Raw genomic sequence first — 16,235 nt, forward strand, 5'->3', positions numbered from 1 at the left:
GGGCAACCCTAACGGGGGCGGGGCGCCCCCTTGGCGCGAGCGGGAAATCCACGACGCCGCGCCCGCGCGTCGCGTCGCCAGATTCCCACTCGCGGTCAGTCCCGCGGTGTCAACCCCAGGGGCCCGGCCAGCTCCGTCAGTGTCGGCAGCAGGGCCTTCCAGCCGCCCAGCACCTGGATCGTCACCTGATCCGCGCCGGCGTCCAGGTGCTCACCCAACCGGGCGGCGACCTTCTCGGCGGTGCCGTGGGCCACCACCGCGTCGATCAGCCGGTCGCTGCCGGGTGGGCGTACGTCGCGCTCGGTGAAGCCCAGCCTGCGCCAGTTGTTGACGTAGTTCGACAGCCGCAGATAGAAGCCGACCGCCTCGCGCCCGGCCTCGCGGGCGGCGGCGGCATCGGTGGTGAGCACCACCTTGTGCTCGGGCGCCAGGAACACCGACGGCCCGATCAGTCCGCGCGCGGTCGCGGTGTGCTCGGGAGTGGTCAGGTAGGGATGGGCCCCGGCGCTGCGCTCCGCCGCCAATCGCAGCACCTTGGGGCCCAGCGCGGCCAGCACCCGGCGGCTGGTGGGCACGCCGGCCGCGTCCAGGCTGTCGAGATAATCGACCAGGGCCTGATACGGACTGCGGTACTCGGCGGTGGCCTCGCTGTGACCGACGCCGATGCCCAGCAGGAACCGGCCGGGATGAGCGGCCTCGATGCGGTTATACGACTCCGCGACCTGCGGCGCCGGCGCCGACCAGATGTTGACGATCCCGGTTGCCACCTGCAGCGTCGTCGTCGCCGCCAGCAGCGGCTCGACGAAGGAGAGTTCTGCGGCCGGCGAGCCACCCACCCAGATCGCGCCGTAACCCAGCCGCTCGATCTCGGCGACCTGCTCGGGAGACGGGGATCCGAAGGTCCAAACCGCGTAGCGGCCCAGCTCGGGTTTGAGTGACAGTGCCTCGGTCATGTGCATCCCATCGCTGCGTGGCGGCGGCTGGTGCCGTTTGGGATCAGTCTCTCATCACCGACGATTTTGGCGCCCGGCTCTCCACCGGGTATCGTGGGACGACGGTGCGGCGTTCGCGTCGACTCTTGCGTGCCCAGTCTGAGATTCTTGGCTTTCTACCTGGAATTTCCTGCCACCGGCCCACGTTCTGTAGTCGTAGTCGATGCTGCGCCATGGCGGGCGCATGCATATACAACAGGAAAGCCAGACACGGAGGATCGCCGGAGAGTAATGGCCAAGAAAGACGGTGCCATCGAGGTCGAGGGCCGCGTGGTCGAGCCCCTGCCCAATGCGATGTTTCGCATTGAGCTGGAGAACGGTCACAAGGTGCTCGCTCACATCAGCGGCAAGATGCGGCAGCACTACATCCGAATCCTGCCGGAGGACCGGGTGGTCGTGGAGTTGTCTCCTTACGACCTGTCCCGGGGACGCATCGTCTACCGGTACAAGTAGCGCCGGGCCGCCCAGCCAGCAGACCTTTAGTAACCAGCGAATGAGAACAGGACCACAGCAGCCGTGAAGGTGAACCCCAGCGTCAAGCCGATCTGCGACAAGTGCAGGGTGATCCGTCGGCACGGCCGGGTCATGGTGATCTGCTCAGACCCGCGCCACAAGCAGCGTCAGGGCTAGCCAACATCCCGCCACACAACTGAATGCAGACCTCCCAGTACCACTGAACGGATTGGCCGTTCGGCAACGCCCGGATCGGAGGCCGGGCCCCGGAGCTATTTCGGCCGGGAACGGGCTGGGACCGACACCTCCGCTACGAAAGAGGGAATGCCACCCATGGCACGACTTGTGGGCGTCGACCTGCCGCGCGATAAGCGCATGGAGATCGCGCTGACCTACATCTACGGCATCGGCCGTACCCGCGCAGGCGAAATTCTCGCCGCGACTGGTATCGACAAGGACCAGCGCAGCAAGGACCTCACCGACGAACAGCTGACCGCGCTGCGCGACTACATCGAGGGCAACCTCAAGGTCGAGGGTGACCTGCGCCGCGAGGTGCAGGCCGACATCCGTCGCAAGATCGAGATCGGCTGCTACCAGGGCCTGCGGCACCGCCGCGGGCTGCCGGTGCGCGGCCAGCGGACCAAGACCAACGCGCGTACCCGCAAGGGCCCCAAGCGCACCATCGCCGGTAAGAAGAAGGCCAGGTAAGACCCATGGCAACCAAGAAAGCGACCGGGCCCAAGAAGGGCCAGAAGACCCGGCGGCGGGAAAAGAAGAACGTCCCGCACGGTGCCGCGCACATCAAGAGCACCTTCAACAACACGATCGTGACGATCACCGACCCGCAGGGCAACGTCATCGCCTGGGCGTCGTCGGGTCACGTCGGGTTCAAGGGCTCGCGTAAGTCCACCCCGTTCGCCGCACAGCTGGCCGCCGAGAACGCCGCCCGCAAGGCGCAGGAGCACGGTGTGAAGAAGGTCGACGTGTTCGTCAAGGGCCCGGGTTCTGGCCGCGAGACCGCGATCCGCTCGCTGCAGGCTGCCGGCTTGGAGGTCGGTGCGATTTCCGATGTCACCCCGCAGCCCCACAACGGTTGCCGTCCGCCCAAGCGTCGCCGGGTCTAGTCGGGTTCGAGGAGGAGAAACAACATGGCTCGTTACACCGGACCCGCAACCCGCAAGTCCCGCCGGCTGGGCGTCGACCTCGTCGGCGGAGACCAGGCATTCGAGAAGCGGCCCTACCCGCCCGGCCAGCACGGCCGCGCGCGGATCAAGGAAAGCGAATACCGGCTGCAGCTGCAGGAGAAGCAGAAGGCTCGCTTCACCTACGGCGTGATGGAGAAGCAGTTCCGCCGCTACTACGAGGAAGCCGTCCGTCGTGGCGGCAAGACCGGCGAGGAACTGCTGCGCATCCTGGAGAGCCGGCTGGACAACGTGGTCTACCGCGCGGGCCTGGCCCGCACTCGTCGGATGGCCCGTCAGTTGGTCAGCCACGGCCACTTCACCGTCAACGGTGTGAAGGTCGACGTGCCCAGCTACCAGGTCTCGCAGTACGACATCATCGACGTCAAGGACAAGTCGATCAACACGGTGCCGTTCCAGATCTCCCGGGAGACCGCGGGCGACCGCCCCATCCCGGGCTGGCTGCAGGTGGTCGGGGAGCGGCAGCGCATCCTGGTCCACCAGCTGCCCGAGCGCGCACAGATCGACGTCCCGCTCGCCGAGCAGCTGATCGTCGAGTTCTACTCGAAGTAACACCACACTCGGGGAACGCCCCCGAGTACCCCCGCGGGGATCGCAAGCGCGGCGTAGCCGGGCGAAGCGGATCGCCGCGAGACAACCGAGCGGCATCAAATAGCGGGTGCCAGAAGGAGAAAGAACACCAATGCTGATCTCGCAGCGTCCCACCCTGTCCGAAGAGGTAGTGGCCGACAACCGCTCCCAGTTCGTCATCGAACCGCTGGAGCCGGGATTCGGTTACACCCTGGGCAACTCGCTTCGCCGCACGCTGCTGTCGTCGATCCCCGGCGCGGCGGTCACCAGCATCCGCATCGACGGCGTGCTGCACGAGTTCACGACGGTCCCCGGCGTCAAAGAGGATGTCACCGACATCATCTTGAACCTCAAGGGCCTGGTGGTCTCCTCCGACGAGGACGAGCCGGTCACCATGTACCTGCGCAAGCAGGGCCCGGGTGCCGTCACCGCCGGTGACATCGTGCCGCCGGCGGGCGTGACGGTGCACAACCCCGACATGCACATCGCGACCCTCAACGACAAGGGCAAGCTCGAGGTCGAGTTGATCGTCGAGCGGGGCCGCGGTTACGTCCCGGCCGTGCAGAACAAGGTCTCCGGCGCCGAGATCGGCCGCATCCCGGTCGACTCGATCTACTCGCCGGTGCTCAAGGTGACCTACAAGGTCGAGGCCACCCGTGTCGAGCAGCGCACCGACTTCGACAAGCTGGTGCTGGATGTGGAGACCAAGAACTCCATCAGCCCGCGGGACGCGCTGGCCTCGGCCGGCAAGACCCTGGTCGAATTGTTCGGCCTGGCACGCGAACTCAACGTCGAGGCCGAGGGCATCGAGATCGGGCCGTCGCCGGCCGAAGCGGACCACATCGCGTCGTTCGCGCTGCCGATCGACGACCTGGATCTGACGGTGCGGTCCTACAACTGCCTCAAGCGCGAGGGCGTGCACACGGTCGGGGAGCTGGTCGCCCGCACCGAGTCCGACCTGCTCGACATCCGTAACTTCGGGCAGAAGTCCATCGACGAGGTCAAGGTGAAGCTGCACCAGCTCGGTCTGTCGCTCAAGGACAGCCCGGCCAGCTTCGACCCGTCGCAGGTGGCGGGTTACGACGCCGCCACCGGCACCTGGTCGGCCGACACCGGTTACGACGAGCAGGACTACGCCGAAACCGAACAGCTGTAGCAGAATTCCGTCCCGGCCCTACCTGATACGGGGGCCGGCCCCATTTAGGAGAAGCCCCAATGCCCAAACCCACCAAGGGTCGCCGTCTCGGCGGGTCGTCCTCGCACCAGAAGGCGCTGCTGGCCAACCTGGCCACCTCGCTGTTCACCCACGGCCGGATCAAGACCACCGAGTCCAAGGCGCGGGCATTGCGGCCGTACGCCGAGAAGCTGATCACCCACGCCAAGAAGGGCACGCTGCACAACCGGCGTGAGGTGCTCAAGAAGATCCGCGACAAGGACGTGGTGCACTCGCTGTTCGCCGAGATCGCCCCGCACTTCGCGGACCGTAACGGCGGCTACACCCGCATCATCAAGGTCGAGGCGCGTCAGGGCGACAACGCCCCGATGGCCGTGATCGAGCTGGTCCGGGAGAAGACGGTGACCTCCGAGGCCGACAAGGCGCGCCGCGCCGGGGCCAAGAAGGCCGCTGCCAAGGCGGAGAAGCCGGCCGAGGAGCCCGCCGAGAAGCCGGCCGCGACCGAGACGGTCGAGGAGCCGGCTGCCGAAGCCGCTGAGGCGACCGAGGCCGCCGACGCCGCCGAGACCACCGAGGGCACCGACGAGTCCTGACAGTAACGCCGAGGCTGTCCGGCTTCGGCTCGACATCGCCTACGACGGCACGGAGTTCGCCGGCTGGGCGGTTCAGGCCGGGCAGCGCACGGTCGCCGGTGTCCTCGATGAGGCGCTGACGACGGTGTTCCGCACCCCGGTGCGGTTGTTCGCGGCGGGGCGCACCGATACCGGCGTACATGCCACCGGGCAGGTGGCCCACGTCGATGTTCCCGAGTCTGCGTTGCGGTATGCCTATTCGCGTGCCCGGCGGGACGGCGAGCCGGAATTCCTGGCGCTGACACGGCGATTGGCGCGTTTCCTGCCGGCCGACGTCCGGGCGCTGCGGGTGGAACGGGCTGCTCCGGGCTTTGACGCCCGGTTCTCGGCGCTGCGGCGCCATTACGTCTACCGACTCTCCACGGCGCGCTACGGGGTGATGCCGCAGTCGGCTCGCTATGTCACCGCGTGGCCGCGCCCGCTGGACGTCGAGGCGATGTCTGAAGCGTCCCAGCAGCTGTTGGGACTCAACGACTTCGCAGCGTTCTGTCGTCATCGCGAGGGTGCCACCACCATCCGTGACCTGCAGCGCCTCGACTGGGTGCGCGACGGCGACCTGGTCACCGCGCACGTCAGCGCCGACGCGTTCTGCTGGTCGATGGTGCGCTCCCTGGTCGGAGCCGTGCTGGCCGTCGGCGAGCACCGGCGCGATGCGGCCTGGTGCGCGGGGTTGCTGAATGCCAGCCGCCGCTCCAGCGACTTCACCGCCGCGCCGGCGCGCGGGCTGACCCTGGTCGGGGTCGACTACCCGCCGGACGACCAGCTGGGCGCGCGCACCGCAATCACCCGGGAGCTACGCACCCGCTGATTGCCTTGGACGTAAGCGTGCACGGTTGTACGGCCGTAGCGGCGTGTCGCTGTACAAACGCGCCCGTTCGCTGAACGTAGGGAGCGCTACAGCAGCCCGGCGACGAACGAGGCGGCCTGATTGGTCATGCCGGGGGTGTAGCCCGAGTGCGCGGAGAACATCCGCCCGGGGGAACAGACCGGATCGCCGTCGGTGCACAAGTCGATCGTCTTGAACCCGTAGACCGGACTGTTCGTCAAGGGCTGGCCGATCTTGTTGGAGGGGTTGCCGAACACCGCGATGGCAGCGACGTGGTCGGCGGCCTCGGGCGGCAGCGGCGCGGTGAAACCGAAACCGGGCACCGGTGCCGCTGCGATGATGTCGATGACCGCCGCGCCCTGCGAGTACCCCCCGAGCACCAGGCGGGTGCCGGGGCAGTTCTCCATCATCCACATGATGTGACCGCTGGCGTCGTTGGCACCGTCGGCGGCCCGGCCGAAGTCGTAGCTGGCCGGATAGTTCACCGCGTAGCTGCCGATCGACCGGGAGGTCTGGTTCCGCAGCGCGCCGACGAGCGCGTTACCGACCCGGCCCAGGCCCGGTGGCTCGCCGGTGCCGCGGGCGAAGATCACCTCAGCGTCCGGGCACCCGTCGGCGAAAGCCGGCGACGACGGGACGGGGCTGATCAGCAGCGCGGCAGCGGCGGCGCACGCGGCCAGGATGCGGAATGCCTTCACAGCGAGAGATAGTAGCGAAATAAAGTCTTGGTTAGCTAACTAACCACGTCGCCGCAGGTCAGGGTTGGTCAGCGAACCACCGGCTCGACATCGGGTACCGGACCGGGCGCTCGCAGCCGGCCGGCGATGAAGTTGGCGGCCTGGCTCGTCAGCGCCGGGATGTAGCCGTCGGTGTGGTCGGTCCACTCGTTGCCCGGGCCCTCGTGACAGATCGGGTCACCCGGGTTGCACAGGTCGAGGGCCTTGGCACCGAACAGGGCGCTCTGCGCGCTGATCGGCCCGCCGGTGCGGACCGCGGGATTGCCGAACGCCACCACGGCCACCACCTGGTCGGCGTACTCGGCGGGCAGCTGGCTGCCCCAGCTGATACCACCCACCTGGGTGCCGGTGACGATGTCGATCACCGAGGCGCCCTGCGAATACCCGCCGAGCACCAGCTGGGTGTCCGGACACACGTCGGCGGCGGCCTTGACGCGCCGGATCACGTCGTTGGCGCCGTCGCCACCACCGAGCTGCAGCCGGCCGGCGGGATAGTTGACGCCGTACTCGTCGACCTTCTTGGAGGTTTGCTGGCGCAGCGAGTCGATCATCGCCCGGCCGACCCGGCCGACGCCGGCGGGCTCACTGGTACCGCGGGCGAAGATGACCTCGACGTCCGGGCAGTCGTAGGCGGCCGCCGACGGGAGGGCGGTCGGGGCCACGGCCGGGACGGTCAGCAGTGCGGCTGCCATCAACAACACCGAAAAGACGCTGTTGAACTGAGAAAAGCGCATAACGGGATGGTACCGAAGCCGGTTGTGGGCATCGACAACCCTGTGCATGGCTGACGACGGCCCGACCGGGTCCGCGGTTAGCTTCGGCCACACGCGAAGGAGTGGTGCATGGCGGGGCGATCGACGACACAACTGCAGCTCAGTGCGCACCGATTCCAGGCCCGCCGGTCGGAACGTGCGCTGCGCTGCGGGCAGGTGGTGGGCGGTCCCGCGCCGGGCCGCGCCGGGCTGGGCCTGGGCTGCCTGCTCACCGTGATCGCGGTGGCCGCCGCCGTGGTGGCGGCGGTGGTGCGGCCGCAACCGGGCCTCGGCGACGCACCCATCGTGCTGGATCGCTCATCCGGCGCGCTCTATGTCCGGGTCGGCGACGTGGTGCATCCGGTGCTCAACCTCGCGTCGGCTCGCCTGATCGCCGGAGCCGCCGACCCGCTGCCGGTGGCCGGGGACGCGATCGGCCGGGCGCGGCGCGGCCCGCCGGTGGGCATCCCGGGTGCCCCCGGAGTGCTCGGCGAGGCCTTGGCGGCGACAGCGACCTGGTCGTTGTGCGACGACTCGGCCGGCACCGTACTGGTCGCCGGCGTCGACCCGGCGCACATTGCCGGCCTCGGCGCCGACGAGGCGATAGCCGTCAGCTCCGAGTCGGCGATCACCTACCTGGTGCTACGGGGACGGCGGATGCCGATCAACCCCGCCGACCCGATGCTGGGTCCCGCTGGGCCGCGGCGAGTCTCGGGACTGTGGCTCAACGCGATCCCGGAGGCGCCGTCGGCCACGCCGTCGGATCCCGTCGGTCGCCTCGCCGAGCTGCCCGCCGCGGAGACCCTCTGCGCCCATTGGCGCCTCGGCGACCCGGCCGGCATCATGCTGTCGGCCGGTGTGGGCCTGCCGCTACCCGCCGAAGCGGCGCCGACACCGTTGGCCCAGGCCGACGGGCCAGGCCCGGCACTGGACGCCGTCTATCTCCCGCCGGGCCGCAGTGCCTATGTGCGGGCCTCGGACGCCTCCGGCCGCGGCGCCGGCGCCGGCTACCTGATCACCGAGACCGGGGTGCGGTTCACCGTGAGCGACGACGCCGCGGCCCGGAGCCTCGGGCTGCCGCCAATGGCCGCCGGCGTGCCCTGGCCGATGCTGGCCGGGTTGCCGGCCGGCCCGCGGCTCAGTCGGGACCAGGCGCTGCTGGCCCACGACGTCGTGCTGCCGCAGCCCGGGCGATGACCACCGCCAGCAGCAAAGCCAGCAGCACACCGGTGCCGGTGCCCGCGGCGCGCAGCCCGTCTGGCTCGGTGGCCGGTTCGGCGTCGGGCGCGACCGGCGGTCCCGGTGGCGCCGGTCGGGGGACCGGCCGGCCGGCGGCCGGCCGAGTTGTGTCGGCACTGATCGCCGCCAGCGGATCGATCACCCCGGCGCCGACGACGTCGTCGCGTCCACCGGGCGGGTGGTGCGCGGTGGCCTTGATCCGGTCCATCACCTGCCGCGGTGTCCAATCCGGGAAGCGGGCCCGGATCAGCGCCGCCAGACCACTGACCACCGGCGCGGCGAAACTGGTGCCGTGAACCGGCGATCCGGCAACGGTGTTGGCCATCGCGTCGGCGATGGTGCTCAGCGACAGCACGCCCTCGCCGGGCGCGGCCACGTCGACCCAGGGGCCCGCCAAGGTGAACGCCGACGGCGCGCCGTGGGCGTCCACCGAGCCGACGGTCAGCACGTAGTCGTCATACCAGGCCGGCGTGACGATCATCGGCCCGCCGGCACCACAGCCGTCGTCGGTGTTGCCTGCCGCGGCGACCACCACGGCGTTTCTCACCTCGACCGCATAAGCCAGCGCGGCGCCGAGCGCCCGGTCGTCCAGACCGGAGCCGGCCGGCAGGCAGGCCACCGCCGAGATGTTGATCACCGACGACCCCAGGTCGGCGGCGGTGCGCACCGCCTTCGCCAGCGTGTCGACATCGCCGACGCCCGGGGCGTCTGCGGCGGCGGCGAACTTGGCGCTGGACTGGCGGATACCGATCACGGTGGCCAGCGGCGCCAGTCCGGCGAACCGGTCGGTCGCCGGATCGGCTGCGGCCCCGATGATTCCGGCAACCAGCGTGCCGTGCCCGTCGCAGTCCTGGGCGCCGTCGCCGCTGGACACATAATCACCACCGCCCACCAGGCCGGGCAGCCGCCGATGCGGCGCAACCCCGGTGTCGATCACCGCCACCCGTTGGCCGGCACCGCGGGTCAGCGCCCACACCGCAGGCAGGTCCAGCCCGTCGAGCTGGGTGACCGGCGCATCCGGCTGCAGCGTCGGGACCCCGCACACCTCGCGTTGCACCGTTGCGCGTGCCGGTGCGGCCGGCCCGGCGGCAGGCAGCAGCGCACTGTCGATCGGCGGCGGCGCGACCGCGCTTGCCTGCGGTACATACTGGGTGGTCCCGGCGATCAGCGCCGCCGCCGAGAGTCGGGCGATCCGAACGACCTTGGCGCCGCGCATCACTCAGCCCAGATTCAGTCCGCGAACGGCGCCGTAGAGCCCGCAGAGCCAGCAGGCCAGCGGCACCAGCGCGCCCAATGCCATACTCTCGAGCACTTCGGCGCCGCGGCGGGCCAACGGGGACCGGATCGGCGCCGTGAAACCGAGAACGACCGCGGCGCCGGACGCCGCCACCGCCACCACCGCCGGCCAGGGCCGGTGCGGCGCCTCATCGAGCGCGGCTGACAATACGGCGATGCCCATCGCGGCTGCACCGCCGGCCAGCAGGGTTGCGATCTGCGCGCCGTCGGTATGGGAGCGGGCCCGCAGCAGCAGCGCCGTACCGGCTGCCGCCGCGAACGCGACACCGACCAGGCTGGGCACACCGGCGACCGGCTCCCCGGCGGCAACCCCGGCGGCCCCCAGCACCACCGCCGCCGTCGCCCCGGCGATCAGGCCGCACAGCAGATCGTGGGCCGCGACGGTGTGGCTCGCTGTCGGTCGTTGCGACGACCCTGCGCCCAGCATCGCGATCCGGCCCGCCACCCGGATCAGGCCGAGCCCGCCGGCCGCAGCCACCGCGCCGAATGGCTGTACCGAAACACCGGTTGCCGCACAGACCGTTCCGGCGACAGCGGCCAGGATCACCAGCCCGGCCAGGCAGCACAGGAGCGCGCGCGTCGTCCCGCCGCAGCCGCTCGACGGCACTGCCATGGCGGCCACCGTCCCGGCAGCGGCCATGGCGAGCAACACATTCGGAGCGCCGGGCCCACCGGGGACCGCCACGAAACCGGCGACCCCGGCCAGGCCGGATGCCGCGAGCGCGGCGGTGAGTCGCCGGGCGGCCGGGCGCCACGGGTGCATCGCCGCCCGCGCGCTGGCCGCCACCTGCTCGGCGGGGTCGTCGAAGCGCGGTTCCGGTGCGACGTCGTCGGCGCGGGTCAGCACCAGCACGGCACCGTCGCAGATCTCCTGTTGCCCTAAAGTTTTCGAGCCGTCCAACGGCGGGCGGCCGGGTTGCGCGAGCCGGTAGGGGCGCGGTGGAAGAGGACCGGCGGGGCCCGATGCCGGCTGCGGGCCGTCCCTGCCCGAGACGAGGTCGACGACGGCGCCGACCAGCAGCGCCACCGGGACGGCGGCCGGCAGCGCCAGATCGGCGTGACCGGTGTCGGCGTAGACCGCGACCCGCCGCAGACCCGAATCCGCACCAGCCACCGCCGCCTCCTTGCGCTCGCGTTGCGCGAACGCTACCGCGATGGCAGACCGCGTGTTTTCGGTGTTCCACAGCTGACTTGCCGAGTGATTCCGCGGCTGTTTACGGTGTGGCCGATGACCGAGCTGGGACGCGTCGCGAGCCCGCCGCCGGCGCCGCCATCCGGTGAAATCACCGTCGCGGCACCGCCCCCGGTGCAGCGCCAGAATTCTCCGGTGACGCTGACCCGGCTACTGCCGCTTGTCATGTCGGTGGGGATGCTCGCCATGACCGCGGTGCTCTACCGCTCGGGCTCCCCGGTCGCGCGCAGCCCGGTGTTCGCGCTGCTGCCGCTGTTGATGCTGGCCTCCGCGGCGGCGGCGGTACTGGCCGGCCGAAACCGCGACGATCTCGACGGGAACCGGGAGGACTACCTGGGTTATCTTGCCGCGCTGCGGGAGTCGGCGACCGCGACCGCCGCAGCTCAACGTTCGTTTCTGGTGTGGGAGCACCCGGACCCCGAAGCCTTGTGGACGTTGGCCGGCAGCGACCGGATGTGGCAGCGCCGGCCCGGTGACGACGACGGCGGCCGGGTCCGGGTGGGCCTCGGCCCGGTGGTTCTGGCGACCCGGCTGATACCGCCGCCCGACGAGCCGGCCGGCCGCGCCGACCCCGTCACCGCGACCGCGCTGCGCCGCTTCCTGCACACCCACGCGACGGTGCCCGAGCTGCCCATCACGATGCCGGTGCTGGGGTCGGCGCCGTTGCAGTTGCACGGCGACCGCGACCGGGCGCGCGGCCTGCTACGGGCGATGATCTGCCAGCTCGCGATCCGGCACGGCCCCGAAGCGCTGCTGATCGCAGCAGTCGCCGCCGACCCGCCCGGCCACTGGGACTGGCTGAAATGGCTGCCCCACCATCAGCATCCGTCGGCCGTCGACACCACCGGACCGCTACGGCTGACCTACCCCGATCTACCCGCCGCCCAAGCCGCGTTGACCGGCCGCCCGGCGGTGGTGGTCATCGACGACCCGGTCACCGGACTGGTGCTGACCGAGGCAGCGGCCTGGGACGCCGGCCGGGCCCGGCGGCTGCGGGTGAGCACGACCGCGCTGGGCGATTGCGACGGCGCCCGGCCGGATTTCCTCGATGCCGCGGACGCGCTGGCGTGCGCCCAGCGACTGGCCGGCCACCGGGCGGTGCAACCGGGCGGCCCGAGGAGTTGGGCGCAGCTGGTGGGCATCGGCGCCGTCGACGGGTTCGACCCGTCCGCGGCGTGGCCGGGCGCACCGGCGCAGCGGCTGTGCGTCCCGATCGGCACCGACCCGCAGGGCGATCCGGTGCGGTTGGACATCAAGGAGGCCGCCGAGAAGGGCAGCGGCCCGCACGGGCTGTGCATCGGCGCCACCGGTTCGGGGAAATCGGAGTTCCTGCGCACGCTGGTGCTCGGCATGACGGTTCGGCATTCGCCGGCGGACCTGAACCTGGTGTTGATCGACTTCAAGGGCGGCGCAACCTTTCTCGGATTCGAGGAAACCGGCCACGTCGCTGCGGTGATCACCAACCTGGCCGATGAAGCACCGCTGGTGGAACGGATGCGCGAGGCGCTGACCGGCGAGATGCAGCGGCGCCAGGAACTGCTGCGCGCCGCCGGGGTGGCCGGGGTCAGCGACTACCGGCAGGCCCGGCGGGCTGCCGCAGCGGCGCTGCCCGCACTACCCGCACTGCTCGTCATCGTCGACGAATTCTCCGAACTGCTCGATCAGCAACCGGATTTCATCGACATGTTCGTCGGGATCGCCCGGTTGGGGCGGTCCCTGGGGATTCACCTGCTGCTGGCCAGTCAGCGGCTCGAGGAGGGCAGGCTGCGCGGCCTGGAGTCGCACCTGTCCTACCGGGTGTGCCTCAAGACGGTGTCGGCCGCCGAATCCCGGCTGGTGCTGGGCACCGCGGACGCCTACGAGCTGCCCAACACGCCCGGATCGGGATTCCTGCGCACCGCTGACGGCGAGTTGCGGCGATTCCAGACGGCCTACGTCTCGGGCGCATGCCCCGCCCCGCTGCCGGTGCCGAGCGAAGTCCGGTTGTTCACCGCCGCACCGATCGGCCCGGCCGGGCCGGAGCCGCGAGCTGGCGGGCGTACCGTGCTGCAGGCGGTCCTGCAGCGATTGTCCGGCCACGGCCCGGCAGCCCGACAGGTGTGGCTGCCGCCGCTGGCCGACTCGCCGGCATTGGGGGAACTGCTCGACGACGGCTATCCCGATCTGAGCGTGCCGATCGGGATCGTTGACCGCCCTTTCGAGCAGCGCCGCACCCCGCTGGTGATCCGGCTGGACGGGGCCGCCGGGCACGTCGCCGTCGTCGGCGCGCCGCAGTCGGGTAAGTCGACGACGCTGTCCACGCTGATCGCCGCGCTGAGCGCCGCCCACGACGCCAGGCGGGTGGCGTTGTACTGTCTGGACTTCGGTGGCGGCGGCCTCGCCGCGCTGGGTTCGCTGCCACAGGTGGGAACGGTAGCCGGCCGTGGCCAGCCGGAACTGGTGCGGCGCACCGTCGCCGAGCTGGCGGCGATCTTGGAACGGCGGGAGGCGCGGCGCGAGGCGGCCGGCGGTGGCCCGGCCGGCGACGTGTTTTTGGTGATCGACGGGTGGGCAGCGCTGTGCCGCGAATTCGATGTCGAGGCAACGATCACCGCCGTGGCCGCGCGCGGCCTGTCCCACGGCGTCCACCTGGTGCTGTCCGCGTCGCGATGGGCCGAGATCCGGCCCGCGTTGCGCGATCTGATCGGCACCCGGATCGAACTGCGGCTGGGCGATCCGGCCGAATCCGAGCTGGACCGGCGTCAGGCGCAGCGGGTGCCCGGCGACCGGCCCGGGCGGGGCCTGACAGCTGAGGGTCTGCACCTGCTGGTGGCGCGCCCGCACGGCTGGGAGCCGTTGCGACGCGACGATTACACGGCGGCGCCCATACCGCTGCTGCCGACGGTGGTGGACCGGGCGCCGCTGACCGCCGGCGTTGACCACCCGGTGCTGGGCCTCGACGAGCGCGGCGCTGTGACCGTTGATTTCGGCCGGCAACCGCACCTGCTGATCCTCGGCGACAACGAGTGCGGCAAGACCACCGTGTTGCGCACGCTGTGCCGGGAACTGGTGCGGACCCGTGGCCCGCGGCAGGCGCAGCTGCTGGTGGTCGATTATCGACGCGGCCTGTTCGGGGTCGTCGAGAACGAGTACCGGGCCGGCTACGCGATGACGGCTGCTGCATGCGCGAGCCTGGTGGCAGCTCTGATCGACCGATTGGCCCGGCGGATGCCCGGACCGGACGTCGACGCCCAGCAACTGCGCGACCGGTCCTGGTGGTCGGGACCGGACCTGTACGTAGTGGTCGACGACTACGACCTGGTCGCCACCGCGGGCGGCAACCCGCTGGCTCCGCTGTTGGAATATCTGCCGCACGCAGGCGATCTCGGTTTGCACCTGGTGATTGCGCGCCGCAGCGGCGGGGCGTCGCGCTCGATGTACGAGCCGGTGCTGGCCGCACTGCACGACCTGGGTGCCATGGGGCTGATGATGAGCGGCGACGCGACTGACACCCCGCTGATCGGTTCGGTGAGGCCGCGCCGGTTGCCGCCAGGGCGCGGCACCCTGATCACCCGCGGCGGTGGGGAGCGGCTGATCCAGGTGGCGTGGCAGCCGTGACGCACCGTGCCATCATCGAGGCCGGACCTGCGGCCATGCGCCGACTGTGTTGCAGCACAGGTGAATCGGCCGACGCCGCGGCGGCATTGGAGTGGATCGACGAGCCGTTCGCACTGGTCGACGGCCGGCCGGTCGAGGTGCCCGAGCTGCTGCGCAGTGTGCTGGCCTGCCCATCGGCCGTCGAATCGATGGTGATCGTGCACCCGTCATGGTGGCCGGTCCGGCGGGTCAAACTGCTCACCACAGCAGCGCGCGGTCTGACCGAGGACATCGTGACCGTGGCGCGCTCCCGGCCGCTGTTCGACACCTTTGCGGCCGCGGCGGTCGTCGAGATCGCCGCCGCGCTGGTCGCGGTCACCGCCGCCGGGATCACCGCCGAGCCGCGGCTCGGCCCACCCGACGAGGTGGCCGCGGCGGTGGCTCGCCGCGTGCTGGCGGCTTGTCCCGACCCGGGCGCCGCGGTGGTGATCGACGCCCCGGCGGGAGTCGGCGGCACTGCGGCATTGGCGACGATGATCGCCGACCGGTTACCAAACTCGATGCAGGTGATAGTGGTCCACGAATTGCCTGCCGACGACGTGGCTGAGCCCGCCGCCCCGCCGCGGCCGTGCCCGGCCCCGGCCCATCGCGTCGGTCGACGACGGCTGCCGGCGGCCGTGGCGGCGGCGTTGTGCGTCGTCGCCTGGGGCATGCACGCCCACCACGACCGGTCGCCCGCCCCGGGTACGCCCGCGGCGTATCTGGTGGAGGGCCGGGTGACGGTGCAGGTTCCTGCCGGCTGGCCGGTGCGCCGCGTCGCCGCCGGCCCCGGCTCGGCCCGGGTGGAGGTGACGTCGCCGACCGACCCGCGGCTGGTGCTGCACGTCACCCAGGCGCCGGCCGCCGGTGACACCCTGGCCGCGGTCGCCGAACCCCTGCAGCGGGGCCTGCAACTCGCCGACACCGAAACGCCCGGGGTGTTCGTCGGTTTCGATCCGGCCGGCAGCAGCGCGGGACGGCCCGCGGTGACCTATCGGGAGGTTCGCGATGACCATCACGTCGACTGGGCGGTGTTGGTCGACCGCGCGGTGCGGATCGGCATCGGGTGTCAGAGCGGGCCCGGCGGCGACGACGCCCTGCGTCCGGCGTGCGAGCAGGCGGTGCGCTCCGCACATGCGCTGGACGTGAGGCCTCCGAGCTAATCGGCGGGAACCGAAATGAGCCCACCGGCGTCGAACTACATATCAGCCAACAACCGATACGGGGGAGACGTGAGCCCATCCCACACACTCAGTGCCGACTTCGACCTGATGCGTGCCGTCGCGGCGGCAACCGACGCCCGTAATGAAGACATCCGGGGGATGCTGCAATCCTTCGTCGGGCGGATGCGGGCCGTGCCGCCGTCGGTGTGGTCGGGCATGGCCGCGGCCCGATTCCAGGACGTGCTGGACCGCTGGAACACCGAATCGCTGAGGCTGCACCAGGCCCTGGCGCGCATCGCCGAGACCATCCGCCAGAACGAGCGCGCACTGCGGGAGGTGGCCGAGAGCCACTCGCATCACATCGCTGCCGTCGGCGACGGAATCTGAGGAGC

The 16,235-nt window shown here is 70.9% G+C and carries 17 protein-coding genes; 12 read left to right on the forward strand and 5 right to left on the reverse strand.

Translation table 11 applies throughout. From position 1 onward, the window contains the following. Positions 1–95 precede the first annotated feature (95 nt). Entirely contained in the window at positions 96–953 is an 858-nt protein-coding gene (locus tag G6N19_RS13835) for an LLM class F420-dependent oxidoreductase (RefSeq protein ID WP_193465131.1), read from the reverse strand. A gap of 270 nt (positions 954–1,223) precedes the next feature. Between G6N19_RS13835 and infA the strand changes: the two genes are divergently transcribed. From infA to truA, 8 genes are all read left to right on the forward strand, one after another. After that, positions 1,224–1,445: a translation initiation factor IF-1 gene (infA, locus tag G6N19_RS13840; RefSeq protein WP_003418601.1), complete on the forward strand. Its 222-nt coding sequence runs from the start codon at positions 1,224–1,226 to the stop codon at positions 1,443–1,445. A gap of 63 nt (positions 1,446–1,508) precedes the next feature. Continuing rightward, positions 1,509–1,622 (forward strand): 50S ribosomal protein L36, encoded by a 114-nt coding sequence (rpmJ, locus tag G6N19_RS13845; protein ID WP_003879483.1) that lies wholly within the window; start codon positions 1,509–1,511, stop codon positions 1,620–1,622. Positions 1,623–1,778: 156 nt separating this feature from the next. After that, entirely contained in the window at positions 1,779–2,153 is a 375-nt protein-coding gene (gene rpsM / locus G6N19_RS13850) for a 30S ribosomal protein S13 (protein WP_041318631.1), read from the forward strand. A 5-nt stretch (positions 2,154–2,158) separates the two neighbouring features. Further along, positions 2,159–2,569 (forward strand): 30S ribosomal protein S11, encoded by a 411-nt coding sequence (rpsK, locus tag G6N19_RS13855; RefSeq protein WP_013830211.1) that lies wholly within the window; start codon positions 2,159–2,161, stop codon positions 2,567–2,569. A 24-nt stretch (positions 2,570–2,593) separates the two neighbouring features. Further along, positions 2,594–3,199, forward strand: a complete 606-nt coding sequence (gene rpsD, locus G6N19_RS13860) for a 30S ribosomal protein S4 (RefSeq protein ID WP_013830210.1) — start codon at positions 2,594–2,596, stop codon at positions 3,197–3,199. Between the two features lie 130 nt (positions 3,200–3,329). Next, the gene (locus G6N19_RS13865) at positions 3,330–4,373 is read left to right on the forward strand and encodes a DNA-directed RNA polymerase subunit alpha (protein WP_013830209.1); all 1,044 of its coding nucleotides are present in this window, start codon (positions 3,330–3,332) and stop codon (positions 4,371–4,373) included. A 59-nt stretch (positions 4,374–4,432) separates the two neighbouring features. After that, a complete protein-coding gene (gene rplQ / locus G6N19_RS13870) occupies positions 4,433–4,984 on the forward strand; it encodes a 50S ribosomal protein L17 (protein ID WP_013830208.1) in 552 nt (183 codons plus the stop codon). Then, complete coding sequence (gene truA, locus G6N19_RS13875) at positions 4,926–5,831, forward strand: tRNA pseudouridine(38-40) synthase TruA (protein WP_081465566.1); 906 nt, start codon at positions 4,926–4,928, stop codon at positions 5,829–5,831. Before rplQ ends, truA begins: the two co-directional genes overlap by 59 nt. 86 nt (positions 5,832–5,917) lie before the next feature. On the opposite strand, the gene G6N19_RS13880 is transcribed toward truA, so the two are convergent. Then, positions 5,918–6,547 carry a cutinase family protein gene (locus tag G6N19_RS13880; RefSeq protein ID WP_193465132.1) on the reverse strand — a complete coding sequence of 210 codons (630 nt, stop codon included), beginning with the start codon at positions 6,545–6,547 and terminating at the stop codon, positions 5,918–5,920. A gap of 68 nt (positions 6,548–6,615) precedes the next feature. After that, positions 6,616–7,278 (reverse strand): cutinase family protein, encoded by a 663-nt coding sequence (locus G6N19_RS13885; RefSeq protein WP_193466397.1) that lies wholly within the window; start codon positions 7,276–7,278, stop codon positions 6,616–6,618. Positions 7,279–7,428: 150 nt separating this feature from the next. Between G6N19_RS13885 and eccB the strand changes: the two genes are divergently transcribed. Beyond that, complete coding sequence (gene eccB, locus G6N19_RS13890) at positions 7,429–8,535, forward strand: type VII secretion protein EccB (RefSeq protein ID WP_193465133.1); 1,107 nt, start codon at positions 7,429–7,431, stop codon at positions 8,533–8,535. On the opposite strand, the gene mycP is transcribed toward eccB, so the two are convergent. Together mycP and G6N19_RS13900 are read right to left on the reverse strand one after the other, a co-directional pair. Continuing rightward, positions 8,477–9,793, reverse strand: coding sequence for a type VII secretion-associated serine protease mycosin (gene mycP, locus G6N19_RS13895; RefSeq protein WP_193465134.1), 1,317 nt, complete (start codon positions 9,791–9,793; stop codon positions 8,477–8,479). The genes eccB and mycP overlap by 59 nt on opposite strands. A 3-nt stretch (positions 9,794–9,796) precedes the next feature. After that, positions 9,797–10,987 (reverse strand): EsaB/YukD family protein, encoded by a 1,191-nt coding sequence (locus G6N19_RS13900; RefSeq protein WP_193465135.1) that lies wholly within the window; start codon positions 10,985–10,987, stop codon positions 9,797–9,799. Positions 10,988–11,101: 114 nt separating this feature from the next. Here G6N19_RS13900 and eccCb point away from each other — a divergent pair, with 114 nt between their 5' ends. The 3 genes from eccCb to G6N19_RS13915 all read left to right on the forward strand — a co-directional run bounded on the left by eccCb (position 11,102) and on the right by G6N19_RS13915 (position 16,230). Beyond that, on the forward strand, positions 11,102–14,662 hold the full coding sequence (gene eccCb / locus G6N19_RS13905) for a type VII secretion protein EccCb (RefSeq protein WP_193465136.1): 3,561 nt from the start codon (positions 11,102–11,104) through the stop codon (positions 14,660–14,662). Further along, positions 14,659–15,843, forward strand: coding sequence for a type VII secretion-associated protein (locus tag G6N19_RS13910; RefSeq protein ID WP_193465137.1), 1,185 nt, complete (start codon positions 14,659–14,661; stop codon positions 15,841–15,843). Before eccCb ends, G6N19_RS13910 begins: the two co-directional genes overlap by 4 nt. 69 nt (positions 15,844–15,912) lie before the next feature. Next, entirely contained in the window at positions 15,913–16,230 is a 318-nt protein-coding gene (locus G6N19_RS13915) for a WXG100 family type VII secretion target (protein ID WP_193374395.1), read from the forward strand. Positions 16,231–16,235 lie beyond the last annotated feature (5 nt).

It is taken from the genome of Mycobacterium novum (assembly GCF_010726505.1).
Classification (GTDB): Bacteria; Actinomycetota; Actinomycetes; order Mycobacteriales; family Mycobacteriaceae; genus Mycobacterium; species Mycobacterium algericum.